General features: G+C 44.0%; 23 protein-coding genes. 15 read left to right on the top strand and 8 right to left on the bottom strand.

The window, feature by feature from the left end:
* Nucleotides 1-202: 202 nt before the first annotated feature.
* Genes AAEY79_RS07595 through AAEY79_RS07585 form a run of 3 tightly spaced genes read left to right on the top strand, consistent with a single transcriptional unit; the run spans nucleotide 203 to nucleotide 3,088 of the window.
* Entirely contained in the window at nucleotides 203-1,276 is a 1,074-nt protein-coding gene (locus AAEY79_RS07595) for an aspartate carbamoyltransferase catalytic subunit (protein ID WP_201582282.1), read from the top strand.
* Between the two features lie 59 nt (nucleotides 1,277-1,335).
* Nucleotides 1,336-2,547 (top strand): dihydroorotase, encoded by a 1,212-nt coding sequence (locus AAEY79_RS07590; protein WP_025652218.1) that lies wholly within the window; start codon nucleotides 1,336-1,338, stop codon nucleotides 2,545-2,547.
* Entirely contained in the window at nucleotides 2,540-3,088 is a 549-nt protein-coding gene (locus AAEY79_RS07585; RefSeq protein WP_025652219.1) for a DUF2127 domain-containing protein, read from the top strand. The genes AAEY79_RS07590 and AAEY79_RS07585 overlap by 8 nt, the downstream gene beginning before the upstream one ends.
* 216 nt (nucleotides 3,089-3,304) lie before the next feature.
* On the opposite strand, the gene AAEY79_RS07580 is transcribed toward AAEY79_RS07585, so the two are convergent.
* The 3 genes from AAEY79_RS07580 to AAEY79_RS07570 form a co-directional block, all read right to left on the bottom strand.
* A complete protein-coding gene (locus AAEY79_RS07580) occupies nucleotides 3,305-4,579 on the bottom strand; it encodes a sodium:proton antiporter (RefSeq protein WP_025652221.1) in 1,275 nt (424 codons plus the stop codon).
* A gap of 117 nt (nucleotides 4,580-4,696) precedes the next feature.
* Nucleotides 4,697-6,319, bottom strand: coding sequence for a DUF2254 domain-containing protein (locus AAEY79_RS07575; RefSeq protein WP_350588399.1), 1,623 nt, complete (start codon nucleotides 6,317-6,319; stop codon nucleotides 4,697-4,699).
* 117 nt (nucleotides 6,320-6,436) lie between these two features.
* Nucleotides 6,437-7,990 carry a YihY family inner membrane protein gene (locus AAEY79_RS07570; RefSeq protein WP_352287946.1) on the bottom strand — a complete coding sequence of 518 codons (1,554 nt, stop codon included), beginning with the start codon at nucleotides 7,988-7,990 and terminating at the stop codon, nucleotides 6,437-6,439.
* Between the two features lie 328 nt (nucleotides 7,991-8,318).
* Between AAEY79_RS07570 and wrbA the strand changes: the two genes are divergently transcribed.
* Nucleotides 8,319-8,936: an NAD(P)H:quinone oxidoreductase gene (wrbA, locus tag AAEY79_RS07565; RefSeq protein ID WP_025652224.1), complete on the top strand. Its 618-nt coding sequence runs from the start codon at nucleotides 8,319-8,321 to the stop codon at nucleotides 8,934-8,936.
* 38 nt (nucleotides 8,937-8,974) lie between these two features.
* On the top strand, nucleotides 8,975-9,448 hold the full coding sequence (locus AAEY79_RS07560) for a hypothetical protein (protein ID WP_025652225.1): 474 nt from the start codon (nucleotides 8,975-8,977) through the stop codon (nucleotides 9,446-9,448).
* Between the two features lie 104 nt (nucleotides 9,449-9,552).
* Here AAEY79_RS07560 and AAEY79_RS07555 read toward each other — a convergent pair whose 3' ends face one another.
* A complete protein-coding gene (locus AAEY79_RS07555) occupies nucleotides 9,553-10,323 on the bottom strand; it encodes a DUF3108 domain-containing protein (protein ID WP_025652226.1) in 771 nt (256 codons plus the stop codon).
* A gap of 525 nt (nucleotides 10,324-10,848) precedes the next feature.
* Here AAEY79_RS07555 and AAEY79_RS07550 point away from each other — a divergent pair.
* Together AAEY79_RS07550 and groL are read left to right on the top strand one after the other, a co-directional pair.
* A complete protein-coding gene (locus tag AAEY79_RS07550) occupies nucleotides 10,849-11,142 on the top strand; it encodes a co-chaperone GroES (protein ID WP_025652227.1) in 294 nt (97 codons plus the stop codon).
* A 110-nt stretch (nucleotides 11,143-11,252) separates the two neighbouring features.
* Nucleotides 11,253-12,899 carry a chaperonin GroEL gene (groL, locus tag AAEY79_RS07545; protein ID WP_025652228.1) on the top strand — a complete coding sequence of 549 codons (1,647 nt, stop codon included), beginning with the start codon at nucleotides 11,253-11,255 and terminating at the stop codon, nucleotides 12,897-12,899.
* A gap of 204 nt (nucleotides 12,900-13,103) precedes the next feature.
* On the opposite strand, the gene yaaA is transcribed toward groL, so the two are convergent.
* The gene (gene yaaA, locus AAEY79_RS07540; RefSeq protein WP_201567429.1) at nucleotides 13,104-13,916 is read right to left on the bottom strand and encodes a peroxide stress protein YaaA; all 813 of its coding nucleotides are present in this window, start codon (nucleotides 13,914-13,916) and stop codon (nucleotides 13,104-13,106) included.
* A gap of 493 nt (nucleotides 13,917-14,409) precedes the next feature.
* On the opposite strand from yaaA, the gene AAEY79_RS07535 reads away from it, so the two are divergent.
* From AAEY79_RS07535 to AAEY79_RS07510, 6 genes are all read left to right on the top strand, one after another.
* Nucleotides 14,410-15,567, top strand: a complete 1,158-nt coding sequence (locus tag AAEY79_RS07535; RefSeq protein ID WP_101212072.1) for an NAD(P) transhydrogenase subunit alpha — start codon at nucleotides 14,410-14,412, stop codon at nucleotides 15,565-15,567.
* Nucleotides 15,568-15,641: 74 nt separating this feature from the next.
* Entirely contained in the window at nucleotides 15,642-16,022 is a 381-nt protein-coding gene (locus tag AAEY79_RS07530) for a proton-translocating transhydrogenase family protein (RefSeq protein ID WP_025652231.1), read from the top strand.
* The gene (locus tag AAEY79_RS07525; protein WP_101212071.1) at nucleotides 16,019-17,416 is read left to right on the top strand and encodes an NAD(P)(+) transhydrogenase (Re/Si-specific) subunit beta; all 1,398 of its coding nucleotides are present in this window, start codon (nucleotides 16,019-16,021) and stop codon (nucleotides 17,414-17,416) included. The genes AAEY79_RS07530 and AAEY79_RS07525 overlap by 4 nt, the downstream gene beginning before the upstream one ends.
* Before the next feature lie 174 nt (nucleotides 17,417-17,590).
* Entirely contained in the window at nucleotides 17,591-18,154 is a 564-nt protein-coding gene (locus AAEY79_RS07520) for an acyl-CoA thioesterase (RefSeq protein ID WP_201567431.1), read from the top strand.
* 108 nt (nucleotides 18,155-18,262) lie between these two features.
* On the top strand, nucleotides 18,263-18,472 hold the full coding sequence (gene iscX, locus AAEY79_RS07515; RefSeq protein ID WP_010196865.1) for a Fe-S cluster assembly protein IscX: 210 nt from the start codon (nucleotides 18,263-18,265) through the stop codon (nucleotides 18,470-18,472).
* A gap of 106 nt (nucleotides 18,473-18,578) precedes the next feature.
* Nucleotides 18,579-19,058 (top strand): GyrI-like domain-containing protein, encoded by a 480-nt coding sequence (locus tag AAEY79_RS07510; protein ID WP_025652235.1) that lies wholly within the window; start codon nucleotides 18,579-18,581, stop codon nucleotides 19,056-19,058.
* 87 nt (nucleotides 19,059-19,145) lie between these two features.
* Here the strand turns inward: AAEY79_RS07510 and AAEY79_RS07505 are convergent, their stop codons facing one another.
* From AAEY79_RS07505 to AAEY79_RS07495, 3 genes are all read right to left on the bottom strand, one after another.
* Complete coding sequence (locus tag AAEY79_RS07505) at nucleotides 19,146-19,889, bottom strand: hypothetical protein (protein ID WP_201607064.1); 744 nt, start codon at nucleotides 19,887-19,889, stop codon at nucleotides 19,146-19,148.
* Between the two features lie 17 nt (nucleotides 19,890-19,906).
* Nucleotides 19,907-21,115, bottom strand: coding sequence for a succinyl-diaminopimelate desuccinylase (gene dapE / locus AAEY79_RS07500; protein ID WP_201582273.1), 1,209 nt, complete (start codon nucleotides 21,113-21,115; stop codon nucleotides 19,907-19,909).
* A 140-nt stretch (nucleotides 21,116-21,255) separates the two neighbouring features.
* On the bottom strand, nucleotides 21,256-22,005 hold the full coding sequence (locus AAEY79_RS07495; protein ID WP_201582272.1) for a 2OG-Fe(II) oxygenase: 750 nt from the start codon (nucleotides 22,003-22,005) through the stop codon (nucleotides 21,256-21,258).
* A gap of 140 nt (nucleotides 22,006-22,145) precedes the next feature.
* Here AAEY79_RS07495 and AAEY79_RS07490 point away from each other — a divergent pair, with 140 nt between their 5' ends.
* Together AAEY79_RS07490 and pssA are read left to right on the top strand one after the other, a co-directional pair.
* A complete protein-coding gene (locus AAEY79_RS07490) occupies nucleotides 22,146-23,021 on the top strand; it encodes a 23S rRNA (adenine(2030)-N(6))-methyltransferase RlmJ (protein ID WP_025652239.1) in 876 nt (291 codons plus the stop codon).
* A gap of 58 nt (nucleotides 23,022-23,079) precedes the next feature.
* The gene (gene pssA / locus AAEY79_RS07485; RefSeq protein ID WP_025652240.1) at nucleotides 23,080-23,991 is read left to right on the top strand and encodes a CDP-diacylglycerol--serine O-phosphatidyltransferase; all 912 of its coding nucleotides are present in this window, start codon (nucleotides 23,080-23,082) and stop codon (nucleotides 23,989-23,991) included.
* Nucleotides 23,992-24,400: the final 409 nt, after the last annotated feature.

Raw genomic sequence — 24,400 nt, 5'->3', positions numbered from 1 at the left:
TATTGTGGTGGGTACCGGTCTATGCCTATTATTTAATAGGGTAGCTGAGTGAGTTTTATATCGCTTATATGATTACAGTAAATTGTAGCAAATAAGCGTCTAAATGTCCCCGTATCTGTGCGTATCCGCTATAAATCAACAAACAAAGATGAATAAACCCGTTATTATTGACTCTATAAACCAACGATAAAGACTTGCCATTATGTCAAATTCTACTGATAGCAGTGCAGCCCATAGCATTTCACCGACAGATTATGCCAAATTCGATCCCGATACCATTCATCAAAAATTGAATACCTCATTGAGTCGTCCACAGCTTAATGTAGATGGTGGTATCCGGCATTTTTTGGGCGTGGAAGGGTTAAATAAAGCACAGTTACAGGCAATTATTGCCAAAGCTGAGACATTTTTTGATGATAATGGACAATTGATCAATCGTCCTGAGCTGGAAGGCTACACGGTGATGAATCTGTTTTTTGAGCCTTCCACTCGTACGCGTACGACCTTTGAAGTGGCTGAAAAACGTCTGGGTGCCAATGTGCTGAATATCGATATCGAGCGCTCTAGTACCAAAAAAGGCGAGAGCCTGCGCGATACCTTGTGGAATCTGCAAGCCATGACGGCGGATATCTTTGTCGTACGCCACTCTGCCTCAGGCGCTGCCCATTTTATGGCGACGGAAGTCACACCTGATATCGCTATCATCAATGGTGGCGATGGCTGGCACGCGCATCCAACCCAAGGGATGCTTGATATGCTCACCATTCACCGCGAAGCGCCGCGCCCCTTTGAACATCTGTCGGTTGCGATTGTTGGGGACATTAAGCACTCACGCGTCGCGCGCTCAGATATCAGTGCCTTGCAAACGTTAGGTGTCAAAGATATTCGTGTCTGTGCGCCACGTACTTTGTTGCCTAAAGGCATTGAGCGTTTTGGCGTACAAGTTTATGAAAATATGAATGAATGCGTGACCGACTGCGATGTCATTATGGGTTTGAGAATACAAAACGAGCGTATCGGCTCGCCGCTGCTAGCATCATCGAATGAATACTATAAGCACTATGGTATTACCCCAGAGCGTGTAGCTTTAGCCAAGCCTGATGCGTTGGTGATGCACCCAGGTCCGATGAATCGCGGTGTTGAGATTGCCTCTAGCGTTGCTGATGGTGCCCAATCTGTGATTCTAAAGCAGGTTAATAACGGTATTGCGATTCGTATGGCAGTATTGTCACTCGCGATGGAAGGTCAACGCGCTCATCAAGCAGCTGGTAAATAATAGCTGCTGCACTGTCTTATTTTCACTTATTTCATTTTATTGATACGGTAATAACGCTCATGTCCACTATGCTTAATACTGATGCACCGCTAATCGATCATCTTCCTGATACCTTTAAGGCATCACTTTCAAATACTGTGAAAGCCAAACTGGCCAGTCTTGAAGCTGGACGCGAGATGTGGTTGCTGCCACCGTTGGTTGACTTGTGCGCCCGTCTACGTGAACCAGGACAACAGCAACACGGCACGTTAGAGTCAGAAGGGCGTGCAGCCCGTGCCAATGGGTTTTTGCATGTGGTTATCCCACCCGATACCAATCCTATTTTAGAAAATGGCTCGCTCTTGAAAGGTTTGCGTGAGCGCGCGCTTGAAGATGGCGGTATTTATTTACATATCTTGGGTGCATTAACCGCAGGTTTGGAAGGAGAGCGTCCGTCCAATATTGCGGGACTCAAAAAAGGGGGCTGTATTGCCGTCTCTAATGCGCGCCGACCTTTTGCCAATGATTTGGTATTACTGCGTACCTTAGAATATGCCGCGACTTTTGGGATGAAGGTATTCTTTTATCCTGATGAACCAAGTCTCTCGGGAGATGGGGTAGCGCATGAGGGTTATATTGCCTCTTATCACGGACTACAAGGTATACCGTGGATTGCTGAAACCGTTGCCTTGTCTACACAGCTATTGATGGTAGAAGAAACGGGGATTGCTGCGCATTTTAGTCAATTGTCTTGCAAGTCTTCGATAGAGCTGATGCGCTGGGCGAAAGACAAAGGCTTGCCAGTGACTTGTGATGTAGCTATGCATCAGTTGTATTTAACCGATGACAATTTAGAAGGTTTTAATGCTCAAGCCTACGTGTTACCGCCACTACGCAGTAATACCGATCAGCAAGCTATCCGTCGCGGGCTCAAAGATGGCACTATTGATGCTATTTGTAGTCATCATGAACCTTTGAATAGTACTGCTAAAAAAGCACCGTTTGCCGATTGTACGCCTGGCATCTCAAACTTTGATACTTTTATGGCGCTGGCATGTCAACTGGTCAATGATGACGTACTTACTTTAGTGCAGCTAGTCGATAAAATCTGTCTGAACCCTGCAAAAATCGCTGGTATTAATACGCAATACGAAAATGCAGGCGGTGCCGTCTTGGTCGATCCGAATATTGAGTGGCAAGTCACGGCGCAATCAATGCTATCCAATGGTAAAAACACGCCATTCTTTAATCAGCAACTGCACGGGCGCGTCGTGGAGACGTTCTTTGGCTAATTTGCCCCAACGGGATGAGCCTTTAGAGCCATCCTCGAAGGGTAGCCGTCATGCAAGGCTCGGTCGGGATAATAGGCTACGCGGTGAATCTAGCGAGTCGATCAAAGCGGTGGCCGTCTATGAAGTGGCTAAAGGCATTGGCGCGCTACTCGGGGCAGGCGCGTTATGGCTATGGCATACCGACCTTGAGCGTTGGCTTGCCACCGCCACAGCAACCTGGCAGCAGAACTTTGGTTATCTTCTTGCACCGCAAGTAGAGAGTACGGTACGAATTGCCCAACAAGCCAGTAAAAACTGGCCTCTATTTTTATTACTGATATTTATTTATGCAGCGATACGCTTTATTGAGGCTTATGGCTTGTGGCAAGATAAAACATGGGCGTATTGGTTTAGTGTCATCGGTTATGGAATATTTATTCCCATAGAGTTATATTATCTGCTTGCTCGTCCGTTTGATTGGTTTAAACTGGCTATTTTTGTTTTAAATATTATCATCGTTATTGTGGTATACCGTAATATGAAGCAAAAAGGTCTAATATAAAGTTTTATAGTCAGAGCACTTTTAAACCTCTACAGTGTTACCCGTCCTAGATGTACTTAGTGTACTATCTGCGGTCGGTCGCCTTGTAGCGATTCTGAAATTCCTTGACTATAGATACTGATTAAAAAACCCAGCATAAAGTTAATCGCTTGTGCTGGGTTTTTGTTATCCGCAAGCTTTTATAATTGATAGCTTTATTGTTTATAGTTTTACTTTTTATAGCTCAACTGTTTTCTCTTCAGTGCGAATGCTTCTAGCGACTTTACCGACGCTCAGGCCTTGCACTAAAATAGAGAAAATTACGACTGCATAAGTAAGCGCCAATAAAATGTCGCGCTCTGTGCCCATAGGCAATTGCAGTACTAGGGCGACTGAGATACCACCGCGTAATCCGCCCCATGTCAGCACCTTCCACGCACCCGTTGGCAAGTTAAGTTGACGACTGAACGTCTTGGTTGTCATACCAACCACGATCAATCTTGCTAGTAGGGCGATGATAATAGTCAGACCGCCTGCGATAAATAAGTTACCCGAATAAGCGATTATCACTACTTCAAGACCAATCAAAACAAATAAAATGGCGTTGAGAATCTCGTCTATTAACTCCCAAAATAAATCAATATAATGGCGAGTCTTATCACTCATTGCCAGCTCACGCCCACGGTTGCCGACCATTAAGCCCATCATTACCATAGCGAGTGGTCCTGATAGATGCCAATGGCTGGCCAGCGCGTAGCCGCCTATGACGCCCGCTAACGTTAACAAAACCTCTTCTTGATAGCTATCAATGCTTTTTAGTAAATAATACAAAATAGCACCTAGCACCAAGCCAAAGACAACACCGCCACCAGCCTCGACAGCCAAGGTATGTGCCACATAATTGACCGTTGGAATATCACCGCTAGATAAAATGCCAAGCAACAAGACAAAAATAACAACGCCGATACCATCGTTGAATAAGGACTCGCCAGCGATGACCGTTTCGATGCTTTTTGGCGCGCCAGCTGATGCCAGAATACCCATCACGGCAATCGGATCAGTCGGCGATATCAAAGCACCAAATAATAAACACCACAGAAAAGGCAAACCAAAATCAAATAGCGGCAGCATAAAGTAGAGGGCAGTAGCAATAAGCAATGCTGACACTATCGTGCCAAGACCGGCAAGGATACCAATAGGTAGCTTGTAACGTTTTAAATCACTAATATTGACGTGCAGCGCCCCTGCAAACAGCAGCATAGAGAGCATGCCATCGAGCAATACTTCCGTAAAATCAAGCTGCTCTAAGAGGCTGACTTCATAATCAATGAGCTGATCAAAGCCTAAAAACCCCAAAAATATCGCGCCGATAGACAAAAGAATGGAGATGACCATGACGCCAATGGTGGTGGGTAACCCGACGAAGCGATGATTGACATAGGTCAACAAAGCAGTAATTGATAAAAAAATCGCGCTGATTTCAAGGATGGTCAGACTGGTAGTAGATGCCATGAAAGAAGTCTCAGGTGAATATAAAAGTATCTCTAAGCCAAAAGCTTATGAGCGTGTTATAAATAGGAGGTTTGTTCTTATTTTACTAATATTTGGTATTGCTAATAACTCAGATCGCTAGCTTGATTCTGTCTGTAACGCTTTATCGATGTGGGCGGCAAACTCACTCACGTATGCAAAATATTGATGGGTAGCATCGTCATTAAGAATAAATTGCTTTGCCTGCTGACACATGGCCTTTAAATCGTTGACCAACTCGCTATAGCTCAAATTTTCCTCGCCTGCACGCGCCACCAAGCTCAGCTCATGCAGTAAGGTTTGCTGCTGTGCGCCATTCACGCGCGCGTAGTTAAGGTCGACCATCGCCTGACAGAGTGCTTTTAATACCATCAGGTCAGCCGTCGCGTAACGGCGTATCTCGCCAAGCGAAGTATCAATAAAGTCCGATATCTTGGGTGTATGAGTGACAACAGCCAAGATAGGCACTCGCTGCTGCGGCACAAAATTTTCAGAGGTTTCGTCGTTATCTTGCGTTGGTGAGTAAAAATGGTATGGACTTGGTGGCTGACGGCGCATCATGGTACTTATGCAAGTAGTCAATGATTGCACGCAATTGACAGCCGTTTTAGGATCGTTGATACCAGGAGACAGCGCCCGTACCGCTATCTCAGTCATTTGTCCTAGGCTATACGCGATGTCATTAGAGTGCGTCACCCGTTGCTCAAGGCGTATGCAAGTGGCAAAGCGCTGCCAAAATATGCCGTCGGGTGCACGCGGTATCACCGCAAGATGGTTTATCTTAGTCTTTTTCAGGTTGTTTGGATGGTCTGCTGGGCGCTGATAGAAATAGCCGATGACATTTTTATCAGTGACAAAATGGCCCAGATTGGTATGGAGTTGTACCACGCCACCGTAGTCTTGTGTCAAAGTAATCAGAGATTCTAAATAAATTTGTTGCAGGTAGCCGCAGCTTGGTGAGTAGATGGGTGTCGCTAACCAAGTGTGAAACTGCTCAACATCATGATGCTCGATATCACGCTGATGCTCGATATCGCAATGGTCGCCATACCAATAGTGAATGTTTTTAAGCGCATCGTTGCTGGCATTTTCAATGACATGCGATGCTTGAATGGCATGCACCATATGTTGCACGAAGTATACCAACAATAAGGCACAGATAATCGCCATAATAATGGCAAAGGTCACCGCCAACTGCGGCACACCAAAGTCAACGTCATACTTATGAATCGACTTTAAAACCAATAAGCTATAGCTAAAAGTACCGATAAACGCGCCTAAGACAAACTGATTCGGCGTATCTGTCAAAAAGTTACGTAATAATCGAGGGCCAAATTGTGAGGAGGCCATCGACAGTACGGCAATAGTAATCGAAAATGTAGTACCTGCGACCCCAAGTACTGCACCTGCAATCGCAGTCATAATTGCGCGCGCCGCATCATCATCACCAGTAAAGGCAAAACTCAGCTCCCTAACGGTTTCACGGTCAAAGTGCTCATCAATCGTGACTAAGATAGGGGCAAGTAAAATACCCGCAAGCACACAAGCGGTTGGGATAAACCAATAAGAGCCAATTAATTGCTCCCACAGGTTTTTCAAGCGATCAGGCAAGTCGGTTAGCGTCTTTAGCGACCATAACTGTGCGAGGTTTTTTAAGCCGTTCTGCCCTGTATCGACCGCGCGGGTAAAAAGAGTATTTTTAGTATGGTTGTCGGCTGCCATAAGTCTTAAGGTATCCAAAATAATAGTTATTCGACAATTAATAGATATTTATTAGCTAAGGCACATTAACCGCCATCACGCTCACTAATAATTTTTACTACTTATTTATTAGTTTATTTATATTGCTTTTGGGTTGTCTGCTTCAGTAATGATAGCGCTTTTACCGCCACGTCTATCAGTGTCAAGGGCTGCTGGTTGTTCGTCGGTATCTTTAGGAATCACAATTTCGTGGTTATGATTGTCGCAGTCTAGATCGCTGTCTTTATCATAAGCCGCAGGGTCAAAACGCGGGGCATCATGATGAATGCCTGAGTCGTCTTTGGCTAATTGCTGAGTTGAAGTAGTCATCGTTTTTCTAAACAGTTTGTTTTTATTCTGCGAGTGAGCGCTGGCTTTGTCATTTGCTGACTTTTTGCGCGGCTCACTGTTGGTAAAGATAGTGCCCAATGGCAAGTTCAGCTGCTGTTTGGCAAACGCTTCAGTATTCTCAAAGCGAGCCACCAATAAGCTTAGCCAAGGCTTTTGATCTTCTTGATTCATCTCATCCAGCTCATCCTTGATGGGTAGCGGATAAGGCAGCGTGCGATAAAAATCCCATAACGTCATGTTGCTCAAGTCTCTTTTGAGTACATAATCATCATCTTCGGTCATGGTAATGAGATTGCAGTCCTGCAGATAATTAATATAGATATACCATTTCGGTAGCTCTTTGCGACCTAGCACATTACGCAGCGCTTGTTCGCTGACCGCTTCACCCTCTAAGTGATGGGTATACACGAGATTCAACATGTCTAGCAAGCTAAGTAGCGGATGGCGCGGGTAGACTTCCTCAGTTTCAAAAATCGTCAAGGTATAGCTAATCTCGACCCCTAATAAAATTAAGTTCCAAGACAAATAGATCCATAATAAAAAGATAGGTAGCGCGGCAAAGGCACCATAAATAGCCTCGTAGCTGGTAAAGTTGGCCATTACCGTACCAAAAAGATGTTTCATCAGCTCAAAGACGATGGCAACAAAGATACCAGCAATCGCTGCATTTTTCGCTGGCACGCGGGCTTTTGGGATAAACCAATACATTCCTATAAAGCCAGCAATGGTTATGCCAATTGAGACGGCTTGTACCCAAAAAGACCAATCAATACCATAACCTGCAATTTGGCGGTTTAAGAAGCTCAGGCTTTGCACGGCACTTGAGGCGATAAAGGCTGTACCCAAAACCAGCGGCCCCATAGTAACGATGGTCCAATAGCGCAGCATGCTTTTGATGCCACCTGAACGATTTTCTACCCGCCAAATTTGGTTAAAAGCACGCTCAATGGTCGTCAAGGTCATGATGGTGGTAAAAAACAACACCATCGCACCAATGATAGTCAGATTAGATGATTTTTCAGCGAAGCTATTAATGTACTCACTGACTTGCATGCTCGATTGTGGCAGTAAGTTACTATAAATCACCTCATAAATCTGTGCTCTGACCGAAGCCAATGCTGGTACCGAGGACAGAATCATCAATAGTACCGTCAGTATCGGTACAATAGATAACATGGTGGTATAGGTAAGCGATGCTGCTTTTTGCTGGCAATTGTCTTCAAAAAAGTGCCGGGTTAAAAATCGTAAGAACTGAAACCAGCGTTGGTGTAAGAACGGGAGTTTTTTTAATAGGTTTTCCATGTCGACCATTTAGCAGCGATAAGAGTGACAATAGTGTAACAAAAATGAGTCGCAGGCATCTGCCAAATAATTGTGTCAAAATGCACAGCAGCAACCGTTACCGTGTTTGGCTCGCTATAATGTCAAGCAGGGTTTGTTTGCATGTCAGTCAATGACTCGGGCATAATGTGCACATACATTTTGCTGATAAATTCTGCAAAATGCATCGCAATGGCTGTGTAAAAATGAACAACCTGCTGGCATATTAAAACGCTGGTACACTGCCAATGCTATTAAAGATAATAATTGAAGACAATAACGTCGATGATTTTATGAGGAAGTTTTGCTAATGAGTCAGACCGCCCCTTATGTTTTGGTACTCTATTATTCTAGTTATGGTACGACTAAGACATTAGCATATGCGATTGCCCAAGGAATTGAAGATGCTGGCATAAGCGCGCGTATCCGCACTGTGCCTACCGTTGCCCCCGAAACCACGGCAAGCAAGCCTGCGATACCAGATGATGGTGATCTGTATTGCACCATGGATGATCTAAAGGACTGTAGCGGTCTGGCGCTTGGTAGCCCGACGCACTTTGGCAATATGGCCGCGCCCATGAAATACTTTTGGGACAATACGGTCACCCTTTGGCTGGCAGGCAATCTACAAAACAAGCCAGCGTCGGTATTTACGGCGACCGGCTCGATGCATGGCGGCCAAGAGACGACACTGCTGACCATGATGTTACCGTTGATGCATCATGGCATGATGATCGTAGGTATACCGTATGCAGAGCCCGCCCTCAATCGTACCAATCGCGGTGGTACGCCTTATGGCGTGAGTCATGTCAGCGGCGCGTTGCATGATCAACCGGTATCTGCTGATGAGCGTGAATTGGCAATTGCGCAAGGTCGTAGACTGGCTATCACAGCGACGGCTTTATCACAGGCTAACTTTGGTCGCTAAGCTGCATTGATATATTGCTGATAAGGAAAAACCTTCTAATGGCTACTAACCGCTCTAAGAACAAGGCCAATGCCCCAGTAGAGAATACTGCTGACACTGGCAAGTCTATTGCACCGATGCGCCAACGCTTGCTGCTAACGTGGTTGGTTTGGGTGGCATATCGGTTGCTGGCCTTGCCGATTATGATCAGTGTTTTTAATCCGACTAGCCCCGATATCATTGGTGGTATCGCTTGGCAAGCGCTGTGGTTGATTCCTGCCTTTATCCTGACACCAGTGATATTACGTGGTCGCTCGCCCTATATGTTATTGATTGGCAGTATGCTGACCCTAGTATATTTAGGGGCGAGTGGAGTCGTGTTATTCACCCGCGTCTATGGCAGCAGTATGATTGAAATTATGGTTTATTTGCTTGATTTCGTGCTGTTGTTCTTGATTAATACTTGGTTGTTTTTACTACTCAAACGTCTGCCTTCGATGAATAACGTGGTTAAGCAGCCTCGTTCTCGCTAGTCGTTCTTTATCAATTTGAGACATCCATTTAATCCCATAAAAAAGCGGTGCCCCATGCAGAGCGCCGCTTTTTTTGTGTTAATTATTTATTGTGAAATAAGTAATTAGTTAGCTTTGGTCAACTCTAAATCCATCTTTTTACCATCGTTGATTTGGCTTACTTTTACTGGTAGATAATCTAAGCTTGGTGCGAGCCAAAAACTGGTAGAGCGGCTGTTGTCATCATGGATGCGATCGACACGCACGGTATCAAAGGTACCGGCTGGCACGGTGATTTTGGTATTGCCAGATTTTTTAAAGGGTGTTTTCTCAATTTTATCTTTCTTTGCCATATAGTAATTGCCCGAGAACTTACCGTTTAATAAGTCTTGGCGAATTTGCACCTCAAGGCTTAAATCATCAAAAGCTTGCTGCGCCATATTTAGGGTTGTTGATTTGCCTTTATAGTTACTGACGACTTTTTTACTGCTTGGGTTAAAGTCTAATTTATGCGTACGCCCAATTCCTAAAAGTTTATAAGTGGTACTGGCTTGAGTTGGAATGACATTATTACCATTGATGGTAAAGGTACTATTTTGTGCGGCGCTTGCGACACCGGCTACCCGTGCACTGACATTATATTTCCACGTATTGCCTGATTTATTAAGCGTGCGAGTAGCCGTGCCTTTGTATTTGTCTTCTACTGTAAAGCTATAATTGGCGCTTGATGGTTGAATGGTTTTTGCGCTGGCAAGGGTAGGGGCAGTCATACTCAAAGCTCCGATGGCAGCAATACTAGCGCCCGTGGTTAAGGCGGTTAAGAATTTAGATTTACTGCGCGTTGTATTATTAGCGTTAACGATTGATGGTTTTTGATTGATTGATAAAAAACTCATGGATATTCCTTAATTTCTATCTGTAGGATGGTTTATAACTATTATTATGTTATTAAGCACTATAATGGTCATACTCTGTTACATTTTCAAGGGTCACCGCAGAGTCAGACGTGTGGCTCTTGTAGCCGATGTTACTGACAGTTGATCTTATTACTAAGAGTAACTTACTGTGAGCACCTTACTATAAAGCGCTTTAGAATAGGCAAAAACGGCTCTGACTTTGCTTATTATGGCAACTCGTTAAAGCTTCTATGACGGGTTATCGTTTTTATATTGAGGTCTTTATTTTAGGGCGCTTTGAGCGATTCTTGGTTATTCGTAGATAAATGCGCTACTAACTCAAAAATTCTTGTAAATTTTTGGCGTTTACACTTGAACCGAACTCACCTTGCCCCCACTTTTTGAAACAAGCTCAACACTTATCCTTATTATGCTGTTTAAAAAAATAGCGTTTGAAGATATAAGTATTGAGACACTCAAACCAAATAAACTTTTAATTCAAACAACCAACTTATTGGAGACATATTGATGAATATTCGTCCTTTACATGATCGTATTGTTGTCCGCCGCATAGAAGAAGAAACCAAAACGGCCGGTGGTATCTTGTTACCTGGTTCTGCTCAAGAAAAGCCTTCACAAGGTGAAGTGCTAGCCACTGGCAACGGTCAGATTCGTGACAACGGTGAAACTCGCGCGTTAGATGTAAAAGCTGGCGACAAAGTCTTGTTCGGTCAATATGCTGGTCAAACCGTGAAAGTTGACGGCGAAGAACTACTTATTATGAAAGAATCTGATGTATTGGGTGTGCTAGAAGGCTAGTCCTTTTTGAGTATGTTTATACTCAGCGCATTTAAGACAATTGTTCTTAACAATACTGTATCGACTCATTCAATTGTATTTCTATACTTATAATAGTGGAGTAATTTAACATGGCAAAAGACGTAAAATTCGGCATTGATGCCCGTAAACAAATGATGGACGGCGTAAACGTTCTAGCAAACGCAGTAAAAGTTACCTTAGGCCCTAAAGGTCGTAATGTGGTGATCGATAAATCTTTCGGCGCACCTACCATCACTAAAGATGGTGTATCGGTTGCCAAAGAAATCGAGCTTGAAAACAAATTTGAAAACATGGGCGCTCAATTAGTCCGTGAAGTCGCTAGCCGCACCAACGATGTCGCTGGTGATGGTACAACGACTGCGACCGTATTGGCTCAGTCAATCTTGCAAGAAGGCATGAAGTCTGTTGCTGCCGGCATGAACCCAATGGATCTTAAGCGCGGTATCGATAAAGCGGTTCGCGCTGCTGTTGAGCAAATCCATTTGCTATCAACCCCAGCTGACGATTCAAAAGCAATTGCTCAAGTGGGCTCTATCTCTGCCAACTCAGACACTAAAATTGGTGAATTGATTGCTCAAGCGATGGAAAAAGTCGGTAAGCAAGGCGTCATCACTGTTGAAGAAGGTTCAAGCTTTGAAGATACCTTAGAAGTTGTGGAAGGTATGCAGTTCGACCGTGGCTATATCAGCCCGTACTTTGCGAATAAGCAAGACAGCTTAACCGCTGAGTTTGAAAACCCATACATCTTGCTTGTTGATAAAAAAATCAGCAATATCCGTGAGATCGTGCCATTACTTGAGCAAGTCATGCAGCAAAGCAAGCCATTGCTAATCATTGCTGAAGACGTAGAAAATGAAGCATTGGCAACATTGGTTGTGAACAACATGCGTGGCGGCTTAAAAACTTGTGCGGTTAAAGCACCAGGTTTTGGCGATCGTCGTAAAGCTATGCTAGAAGATATCGCCACGCTAACTGGCGGTACGGTTATCTCTGAAGAGATTGGTCTGAGCCTTGAGACTGCTACTCTAGAGCAATTGGGCACGGCTAAGAAAGTCACTGTCGGTAAAGAAAACACCGTTATCGTTGATGGCGCTGGTAACAAAGCTGACATCGAAAACCGTGTTGAGTCTATCAAACGTCAAGTAGAAGAATCAACGTCTGACTACGACAAAGAAAAGCTACAAGAGCGTATGGCAAAACTTGCTGGCGGCGTTGCCGTTATCAAAGTGGGCGCTGCGACTGAAACTGAAATGAAAGAGAAGAAAGATCGCGTTGATGATGCGCTACATGCGACTCGTGCAGCGGTCGAAGAAGGCGTTGTTCCTGGCGGCGGTGTTGCCCTAGTTCGTGCAATGAATGCATTGTCTGAGCTACGTGGTGATAACGACGATCAAAACGCGGGTATCAATATCTTACGCCGCGCAATGGAAGCCCCATTACGTCAAATCGTGACCAACTCAGGCGAAGAAGCGTCAGTGGTTGTGAACGAAGTGAAGAGCGGTAGCGGTAACTACGGTTACAACGCAGCTTCTGGCGAATACGGTGATATGCTAGACATGGGTATTCTTGACCCAGCTAAAGTTGCTCGTTCAGCACTAGAAAACGCGGCATCTGTTGCCGGTCTTATGCTTACGACTGAAGTCATGATTACTGAACTTGCTCAAGGTGATGATGGTATGGCTGGCATGGGCGCTGGTGGAATGGGCGGTATGGGTGGAATGGGCGGCATGATGTAACTCTACTTCTGCTACAAAGCGATTTCTCTTTGTTAGACGCGCTTAATTTACAATAGGTACTATTTTCGTGCGTCATCTGCGACAAAGCGCTTTTCGCCAGAAGTATGACTTTGTCATAAAGTCTATTTAACCTAGTTCAAATAAAACCCCGATAGGCTTTGGCTTATCGGGGTTTTTTTATGCAAATTGGAGGGCTTTTAAAAACTATTGAGCCGCCTCATCCCGTCTAAACACCCACGTCTTATCATCCGACACATCTGCACAATAATAATAACCCGCCAAATCAAATTGCTTAAGCTGCTCAGCATTGGTCAGTTTGTTATCTGCCGCATACTTTACCATAAGGCCACGCGCTTTTTTGGCATAAAAGCTAATCACTTTATAGTGACCATTTTTCTCGTCTTCAAATCGTGGTGTGATAATTTCAGCATTTAGCGCCTTTTTTTTCACCGCTTTAAAATACTCATTGGAAGCCAAATTAATCAATACTTTGTCATCGCTATCAGCCATACGCGCATTGATGGTATCAGTAACTTCCTCGCCCCAAAACTCATATAAATTATCACCGCGCTCGTTTTTTAGTTTAGTGCCCATCTCTAAGCGATATGGTTGAATCAAATCGAGAGGTTTCAATATCCCATAAAGCCCCGACAAAACACCTAGATGTTCATTGACATAAATGGCGGTATTTTTATCCATATGATACATATCAAGGCCCGTATAGACATCGCCATCAAATAAATAACCAGCCGGTTTAGCGGTATTACCAGACGCGTCATCGGTAAAGGGCTTGTCTTTGCTCCAACTCCATTGTTGGTTGCGCTCAGCATTTAGCTGGGCCAAATCGTCGGAGATGCTCATCAGCTCTTGCAAATCAATCGGCTCTTTCGATTTTAATGTTTTCATTAGCGCCTGTGAGTGCTCAATCAGCTCAGGCTGACTATAGTAGTTACCTAAGTTGACTGGCACCGCGTCTTTCTCATTGAGAGATTTGGCAGGGGAGAGTACAAAATACATAGTTATTCCTTATTATAGTGAATCCATGATCAATCTATGATGACCAACCTATTAAGGTGTCAAGCTTTCTCATTATACGATATACACAGGTTTAACTTGACTTACTCGGCACAGTTTTGTGTTTTTTAAGCTATACTGGCAGCTCGCAATTATTCTATAGGTCGCAGTTAGTTCCCTCAGCCTATATATCATAAGGTCTAACGAGTTCTTTAAAAAGTAAAATTTTTTAATATAACAATAAAAGTTATGCAGATGGTGTAAATGCCTAACTTTTTATTTTACTTGTGGGTCATCATTAGGCAATGAAAGTTAGCGGACGTTATCTCTATAATAAAAAGGCATGATGGCAAATTCGCTATCATTTATTAAATTGATAATCTTTGGTGGTTAATGTTAAACCAATAGTGACCAAAGGTTTTTTTGTCCCCTGTGCTTTTTAAATGTGCGTTGAGGGTATTAAAGGTAGTCATTAAGACGTAAGTAAGGAGACGGTATGAAAATCGGTGTAATCAGTGCAGATATCGCGAGCGAGAGTCGCGTAGCGCTAACCCCAGACGCGGTCAAAAAATTGCGTAAGCTTGGGTTTGAAGTCGTCATACAGTCAGGTGCAGGTCAAGCAGCATATTATGCTGATGAGTTGTATCAGGCTGCTGGTGCCGATATTGCCAATAGCAGCGCCGAGGTAGTCACCCAGTCTCAGATTATTACCACGGTGAATGACTTGCCTGCTGCGGTGACAGAGAGCCTAACAACGGGTCAGATCGTCGTTGGTATGCTCGACCCCTATCGTAATAGCCAGCTAGATACTTATGCGGCTAAAGGCGTTACTACCTTCGCCATGGAGCTATTACCACGCACCTTGTCGCGCGCACAAAATATGGATGTATTGTCTTCACAAGCCAACCTTGCTGGTTATAAAGCAGTACTACTAGCTGCCAACGAATATTCGCGTCCGTTCCCGATGTTTATGACCTCAGCCGGTACGGTTAAACCTGCCAAAGTCGTCATTTTAGGTGTCGGTGTTGCAGGTTTGCAAGCCATTGCAACGGCGAAGCGTTTAGGCGCCGTCGTTGAAGCCAGTGATTTACGTCCGACTGCTCGTGAGCAAGTAGAGTCATTAGGTGGTAAGTGGCTTGATGTGCCGATGAGTGCAGAAGAAGCTGAGACAGCTAAGTCCACAGGTGGTTATGCTTGGACACCATCGGAGCAATATGTCAAAGACCAAGCAGCAGTGGTTGACAAAGCATTAAGCAATGCTGATATTGTCATCACGACTGCGCAAATTCCTGGTCGTAACGCACCACGCTTGGTGCACGGAGCCACGCTTGCCAAAATGAAAGCCGGTTCAGTGCTGATCGATATGGCAGCTGGCACGGGCGGCAACGTCGAAGGCAGTGTGCCTGATGAAACCATCACCACGGCCAATGGCGTGCGTATTGTTGGGGCGGCCAACATCCCATCGCAACTGGCAGCACAGTCTTCAGATTTATATGCCAATAACCTTGTTAACTTTATCACAACCTTAATTGCTCCTGCCGCTACAGATGACGCTCCAGCAACTAAACTGGCACTGAACTTAGATATGGAAGATGAGATTCAGGGCGCACTGGCAGTGACGCATGAGAGTCAGGTACGCCTCGCTAAGCGCTAGGTTTTAACCGCCTGTCACTTCACTATTTGTCACCATACATTTGCCAGACACGAATAAATTTTTAGGAGGATTAGATGATTGCCACTGTTTTAGCTGCAGCGCCAGCCGGTGCGGCCATGAGTAGCACACCATTTGTAGCGATTTTTACCGTATTTGTGCTCGCTATTTTTGTAGGATATTACGTCGTTTGGGGTGTCACGCCTGCATTGCACACGCCATTAATGGCAGTGACCAATGCTTTATCTAGTATTGTCATCGTTGGTGCGATGCTACAGACTGTCAATATTGACGGCGCTATGTTTACCCCAACCAGTTTGCTAGGTGCGTTTGCCGTATTTTTAGCCAGCATTAACATATTTGGTGGTTTTGCCGTGACTGAGCGTATGCTTGCAATGTTTAAACCCAAAGCAAAAAAAGCCCCAGTGGTAACGACTGAAAGCGGAGGCGACGCATGAGTGATTTAACAAGTATGATTGCAGCCAATGCTGACTGGTTTTATCTAATCGGTGCCATTCTTTTTGTCTTGACCTTACGTGGTCTATCTAGCCCAAAAACCGCCATTCGTGGTAACCGTTTTGGTATGGTGGCCATGGCGATTGCCGTTGCAACGACATTCTTCTTAGCGGAAGGCCCTGTGCTTTGGTTGATTGTTGGTGCCATGGTGTTAGGTGCTATCGTCGGTATGTGGAAGGCAAAAACGGTCGCAATGACTCAGATGCCAGAAACGGTTGCTTTAATGCATTCATTCGTTGGTTTGGCAGCTGTTGCCATTGCTCTAGCAACGGTACTTCATACTGAACAACAACATGGTACGGTTGCCCGTTTAGAATTGTTCATCGGTTGCTTTATTGGTGCGATTACTTTCTCAGCGTCTGTCTTCGCCTTTGGTAAATTGGCAGCGAAGAGTTGGGCCAAAACATTGGTCGGCGGCTGGGTCAAACCCGTGCAAGCTATCTTGTTCATTGCGATGATTGGCTTTGGTATCGTCTACTTTATGACTGATTCATTGCCTGCTTTCTACGCGATGGCAGTACTGGCGGTGGTATTCGGTTGGATGTGGATTGCCCCAATCGGCGGCGGCGACATGCCAGTCGTTGTGTCTTTACTGAACTCGTTCTCTGGTTGGGCGGCGGCCGGTATTGGTTTTACCCTTGGCAACTCGATGCTCATTATCGCCGGTTCGCTCGTTGGTTCGTCAGGTGCAATCTTGTCTTATATCATGTGTAAAGCCATGAACCGCTCATTACTTAACGTATTGTTCGGTGGAATGGGTACGGCAGCTGTGGCAGCAGGTGGCGATGATGGTGCACCAAAGAATTATAAAGCTGGTTCAGCAGAAGATGCTGGCTTCTTGATGGCCAATGCCAGCAACGTGGTGATCGTACCGGGTTATGGTATGGCGCAAGGCCGTGCACAGAATGCGGTAAAAGAGCTATATGAGCTATTAAAAGAAGAAGGTGTCAATGTTCGCTTTGCGATTCATCCGGTCGCTGGTCGTATGCCAGGGCACATGAACGTGCTATTGGCTGAAGCGGATGTGCCGTACGATGACATCCTTGAGATGGATGAGATCAACTCAGACTTCGCCAGTACGGATGTGGTCTTGGTCATCGGTGCCAATGACGTGGTCAACCCTTCTGCAAAAGAGGATCCAACGTCGCCAATCTTTGGTATGCCCATCTTGGAAGTGACCAAAGCTCAAACAGTGATGGTTATCAAACGTTCGATGAGCACGGGTTATGCAGGGCTTGATAACAGCTTGTTCTACATGGACAAAACTATGATGATCTTTGGTGATGCCAAGAAAATGGTAGAAGAGATGGTACGTAGTATCAATGGTGCTCATTAATCGCTAGAATCGGTTTTTGAATACGAGCTTTCAAATATAAGATTTCAAATAAAAAAGTCACTGAGGTGGCTTTTTTTGCGTTAAGGTAGGCAGCATTTATACTCAATCATTGTTTATACCAAGTACATTTATACAAAATAAGTTTGTACAAAATAAAAGTTAAGAGGGTTATTTATGAATATGTTGATACGCTTTTTTATTATGGTCAGTTTGCTAAAACAGCAACTCAAGCAGCAATCAGTGAGTGAGCGGCTGAGTATTGAATCCTTGACTGCACCGACGATTCGGCATTATCGAGTATTGCCACATGACATGGGCTTTCGGGATCATCTACCCAATTATCGCTACTTGTCTTTTATTGAGCTGAACGTTACCCGTTGGCTAATGGCATGCTGTCATCAAAAAGGTATTAAAAATTTAGCTTGGGTCATCGCCATGCAAGAGATGGTCTATCTTAAAGAGATTAAGTTTCTTAGTAAGTTGACAGTCAATAGCGTGCTGGTCGGTTGGGATAAAAAATATATCTATTTTGAAACGCGTTTCTTTGTAAAAAACCAGTTGATGGGCGTTGGTATGACTAAGTTTGTATTGACCAATAAAAAAGGGAAATGTGCGCCTGAGGTATTGGATATGACAGGGGAGCGGATGACCGAGGTGATTACGACGTGGAATAAGCACCAAGTGGCGATTAAGTCTACCAAATCTGCTGAGTCGTCGAAAGTAACAGAGAGTGCTTAACGAACTTGCCTATAATCATAGGACGAATTTTGATAGGATAGGGGCTATTAAATCAACCGTTAATTCGATCACATTTTTTATTAAAATTATAAAAGTTAAGGAGCCACTATGATCCCGCAAAAACTAAAATGGACCGACAGCTTAGATATCGCTATCGAGCTTTACGAAAAATTCCCAGAGACTGATCCACAGTACATACGTTTTACTGATTTGCATCGCTGGGTGACCGAGCTTGAAGGCTTTGATGATGATCCACAAAAATCCAATGAAGGCATCTTAGAAGCCATTCAGATGAATTGGATTGATGAAGCGGATTAGACGAACGCTGCAAAGTTAAGCAAGTGATTTAAGTATGGCTTTAGATAGTAGAGTTTTAACTTTATCTCAAATAAAAATCGAATAAATACACAGCATAGGCGATATCATGACTTCACAAGTTAAAGAGCTGTCCGACGCGATAGTTTGCAAAGGCATCAGTGCTCGTACCACTAATAATGCTGAAATCAGCCATGACACGGCCAAATTGGGTCGATTATGGCAAAAGTTTTATCAGAACCATATGAAAAGCCTTTCTGAAGGTGAAGATATTTATGGCGTCTTTCATAACTACGAGAGCGATGATTTAGTGGGCGCTTTTGATGTTGTGGCGAGTTGGAAAGCCGACAGTGACGATACGACTAATGCGAGCGATGTGGTCACAGTGAGTATTCCTGCCGGAAAATACTTGGTATTTTCAGAAAAAGGCAATATGCCTAACACTGTGATGAATGCATGGGAAAAGGCTTGGGAATACTTTAATAATCCAAGCTGTGAGCATACACGCACTTATAAGGTCGATTTTGAGCATTATATTGGCGGTAATTTAGAGTATGGGCAGGTAGATCTCTATATTGGTATTGAGTAGAGTCGCAACTCTATCACGCAATATTGTATGTGATGTAGGGTGGGTTAGCTCAATCGTAACCCACCAATTAGCATAAAAATGTAATCATCAAAGCGGCTTAATACTCACACTCTTTTTAAACACGGTGACATTAACACCCGTTAGCTGCTTTAACTCTCTTTCTAAATTTTCAAAATCAGACTTAGTCAGTTTTTTGGGATAGTAGCTAATTGAGAGGCTAAGCTCTGAATCACCTGAGTAACCGACAGATTGCAATTTAGCGCCATGCATTTCTACAATGCGTGCAACTTCGTTAACATGTTCGTCATTATAAATCGAAAAATCTGCTACCTGAGCTTGGTTAATTGCTGATAGCTCTAAAGTTTCCAAGCTTCCCATCGCATCGATGACCCTACTGTCTAAAATGTTTATTACGATAGGTGCTCCTACCAACTTTGATAATGTTTTAGTCAACTGTAAGCGTTTAGCGTCTGATATATCAGCATTTGAGACATAAATATCAGCAGTTTCTAGGATTTTAGCATCACTATAACCTAAGCCTTGTAACTCACCGCCGTAACTAACGACAATACGTTTTATCTCATTAACTTGTTCATCACTATTGAATGTAGACCATTGTGTTTTAGCTGCAGAATTAGCTGAAAAGTTGACTTCGCTCTGCGGCGTTGGCACTTTATCGAGATCATTACTGTTATCTGGGTCAGTTAGTTTTTTAGAACCTACCTTTTCTGCATATATTTCAGGCTGTATTTTTTCGATATTGTCACAACCACTGACTAATAAACCAAAACTTACGAGTGCCAAAAGTAAATGAGATTTATTAATTTTCATAACCACTTTCCTGTAGATTAATCATCACCTAACAACAAATTCTCCAAAATTCCCTCATAAATCTGCGCCAATTTACCCAAGTCATCTACTTCTACCTTTTCATCGACCTGATGAATCGTGGCATTACGCACGCCAAGCTCAACCACTTGCGCACCAGTCGGAGCGATAAAGCGTCCGTCAGAAGTGCCACCAGAGGTTGATAGAGTAGCGTCAACGTCAGTGACGGCTTTAATCGCTTGTTGACACGCTGAGACCAATTTACCTTCTGGCGTTAAAAACGGCTGACCAGATAATTTCCAATGAATATCATAACTGGCTTTGCTGTCTTTAAAATATTTATCAAATATCGCATGGGTCTTTGCTTTTAGCTCATCTTCGGTAGTTTCTGTTGAAAAGCGAAAGTTAAAAACAGCATCAAGCGTTTCTGGAATGACGTTGGTGGCGCCTGTACCACTATTGATGTTCGAGATTTGCAAGGAAGTCGCAGGGAAGTAATCATTACCGTTATCCCAAGTGGCGTTTGTCAAATCTGCTAAGGCTGACATGGCGGCGTGGATAGGATTGGACGCCAGATGCGGATAGGCGACATGGCCTTGCTTACCAGTGACGGTGAGTACTGCACCCAATGAGCCACGGCGACCATTTTTGATAATATCGCCTAGCGTATCAGTGCTTGATGGCTCGCCAACGAGGCAATAAGTAATTTTTTCTTGACGCGCTTCTAAGGCTTCAATGACTTTGACTGTACCATTGATGGACGGGCCTTCTTCATCTGAAGTAATTAAAAAGGCGATAGAGCCATTGTGCTCAGGATGATTGGCAACGAAGCGTTCAGCGGCGATAGTAAAAGCGGCAATGCCCGTTTTCATGTCAGCGGCACCGCGCGCCCATAGATAGCCCTCAGCAATGGTTGGCGTAAATGGTGGATAGGTCCAATTATTTATATCGCCGGTTGGTACGACATCGGTATGACCAGCAAAGCAAATGACTGGATCGGCTGTGCCACGGCGTGCCCAAAGGTTTTTGACCTCGGCATGCTCACCGCTTTGCTTTCTATCACCGAAATACATAAACTCACAGTCAAATCCGGCCTGTTTTAGTCGAGACGATAGTATATCTTGGCAGCCATCGTCATCGGGTGTGACGGATGGACGCTCAAGTAGGGCGATACTTAAGTCTAGGGTCGCTTGTTGATGGGTAAGGGTTTGTTTATTGGCGTCAGACATGGATAAACCTTTTATTTTTAGTTAAATTATTAATTTACTTCAAATCGTATATTTTTATGCGCGTAGATTGGATTAAAAATTTAGCTTACAACTACAACCGTTTTTGATAAGTTAGGAGTAAGTGGTCAATAATACTTTTTCTAGCCCTCAACAAACGGCACCAAACCATCTCGGCGCATCCACGTCGCGATAGAGTAGCGTTGACGATGGGCGATTTGTACTTGGTGTTGTAAGTCACTGTCAAATATGATTAATCTATTGGCAACTGGCATGACATTATGATGAATGCCATGTTTATCAACGACTTCTAGAGCGCCGCCATCACTATCGCTCCAATCATCATTAAGATAAAATACTGCTGAAATAACGCGCTCATCACGACCAGTCGGATTGTCACTATGCCATTGATAGCCAAAGCCTACAGGATAACAGGCGTAATGTGCTTCACTATGGCGAATACCGGCGAACAAACTGCGATTGAATAAGGCGGCAAGCGCATTGATACTTTGCAAATAATAATAGCCTGCAAAGAAATTTTCGGTGATCCAGCGAATGCGGTCACCACGAATATTGCTCACACGAATACCAGCCGTCAGCTCGGCATCACGGTAGTCGATAAAGCCACTTTCTGCCTGCAATGCTAATAGTGCTTTATCCTTAAAGATATCATCAATAACTATCCAACCGTCATCTACAAACTTATCAAGCTGCGCATCTGTTAGCTTGTCTGACCAATTGACGTCAAAGTCCGACATGTTTAGGATGTGCTGACTTGGTGGCTTCGCGCCATTGTCCAGAGTCGGCAAAAAAAGCATGGGCGGATTATCCTGACCAATAGGATTATCGACCACCAACTGTGTCACCTCAAGATTGCTAATAATCTTTGTCATTTCGTCTCGCCGTTATCAGTAAACAGTCAATTCGCTTGCAATACAGCGTCAATCAACGCCTTTTTACCAAAACCATCGTTATCTTTTACTCTGCCTATGCTACCATAGATGCAATTTTTCTTATTTAAACTTTTGAACTTATGAACTATAAACACGCCTACCACGCTGGTAACTTTGCTGATGTGGTTAAACACATTTTATTGGTACAATTGCTCAATCAACTGGGGCAAAAAAACAAACCTTTTTATGTGCTTGATGCTTATGGCGGTCGTGGCCTGTATTCACTTGCCAGTGAAGAGGCTCGCAAAACAGGGGAAGCTAAAGGTGGCATCCAAGCGTTAGTAAACGCCGATGTCGCAAAAGCGCCACCTGCTGTCAAAGAGTATATGGAAGGGATCAAGCAAGCCCGTTTCACTTACGACAAAAAAGTCTATCCTGGCTCACCGTGGTGGATCGCCCATCATGTCGAAAAGAACCCTGATGCGGGCGTACGCGGTGAAGCTTTTGAAGCCAAAGCCAGTGAGTACGATGCTCTGAACTATCAGCTGCATAAATTGCCAATCGGTATTCATCATCGTGACGCCTTTGAAGGTATTCGTGCGGTTATTCCACCACAAGAACGTCGCGGTCTGATATTCTTAGACCCTCCCTACGAGCAAGAACACAAAGACTTTACCCGTCTGATTGATCTATTGGTGCACTCTTATAATAAGTGGCCACAGGGTACTTATGCGTTGTGGTTTCCGATTAAAAATATCGAGGCGGTAGAGCTGTTCTATAAGAAGTTAAAACGTACTGAAATGAGACGTCAGTTGGTTTGTGAGCTGAATATCTATCCAAATGATATCGCCGTGGGTCTTAATGGCACGGGAATGCTGGTTATTAATCCGCCGTGGCAGTTCGATAACCATGCTCGTGAAATTCTACGTTTCTTACAGCCAGTACTAAAAGTGGCTGATGCGCCAGACCTAACGCCTGATAGTGCCACCAACGTTCGCTGGCTAGTCGGCGAATAGTGACGTCAGTAGATAGCGGTGTCAATGAATAGCAATGTCGGTGAATGAGGGTATTAAGATGACTACTGAGCAACCACCTAAAGGTCAATCAAATAGCGAGCATCTGAATGATGGTTTGGTAAAAGAGCCACTGTTACAGGACAATGCGGCAACGTCGCCGCCTTTTGTTGATGAGCATGAATTTAACATTCGCTTAGCGGACAATGATAATTATGATGGTCTGACTTTTGAGGTGATTGAAGCAGAAGTTGCCGAAGGCAAGCGCGTGGTCAGTCGCGGCGTATATCTAGCGCCCAATCTGATTACCACCTTGTCGTTGCTATCCGGTTTTTATTCGATTTTGGCCAGTACCCAAGGCGAGTTTTATAAAGCCTCGCTAGCCATTTTCTTATCTGCCATCCTAGATGGTGCAGATGGGCGGGTTGCGCGTATGCTTAATGCGCAAAGCCCCTTTGGTGAGCAGTACGACTCGTTAGCTGACATGTTGGCATTTGGTGTGGCTCCAGCTATTTTGATTTATAGTTTTGCGCTGCAACCTCTGGGTCGCGTCGGTCTGGCCTGTGCTTTTGTGTTTACGGCTTGTGGTGCATTTCGCTTGGCGCGCTTTAACGTGCAGGTTGGTATCGTTGACAAAAAATACTTTGTTGGTTTAGCCAGTCCACTGGCTGCAATTCTGGTCACTGCGGCTGTTATGGTAGCCATCGATCACAATCAGTGGATAGGCGAATACGACACACTAGTGATGTTCTTATTCGCGGCTTGGGTAGTTATTTGCGGCTTGCTCATGGTTAGTAACGTTAAATACTATAGCTTTAAAGAGTTCGACAAGAAGAAAGTACCGTTTGTAGTCTTGATTATCGGTGTATTGGTCATGAGCATCGTGCTATATGACATACCTGTAGGTATTCTAGCCATTGGTATCATTTATGCGCTATCAGGTATTTTTACTACGTTAAAAAGTAAAATGTAAGAGCAAAGTTGAAGTGGAAGCGTTAAATCGTAAGTAATCAAGGGGTTAGGATATATATTAATTTAAATCTCCAAACCCCCTTGACCCACACTTCAAACCACGTATAATGCCACCCAGTCGAAAGGGAAGGCAGTTTGGATAAGTGGTTTACCACTTAGAAGAGCTAGCGATTAGTCTAAAGATTCAAAGCGACTACTTAGGTAGTTAGACAAGACTTTCAAACTAAATAAAATAACCTCTTGACTTCATAAATAAAGCGTCTATAATACGCACCTCATTAAGGCAAAGCAGGAAAGCTTATATGTAATTACATATAAATAACCTGAATAACCTACTGAAACAAATTATAAAAAAGCTTGACAATCCCAATCATTATGATAAGATAGTCGGCTCGCTAGATAGCTTAACC

This window comes from Psychrobacter sp. GW64-MNA-CIBAN-0177 (assembly GCF_040309585.1).
GTDB classification, from domain to species: Bacteria; Pseudomonadota; Gammaproteobacteria; order Pseudomonadales; family Moraxellaceae; genus Psychrobacter; species Psychrobacter okhotskensis.
The sequence above is the reverse complement of the archived record's forward strand: the minus strand, read 5'-3'. Positions and strand labels throughout refer to the sequence as shown.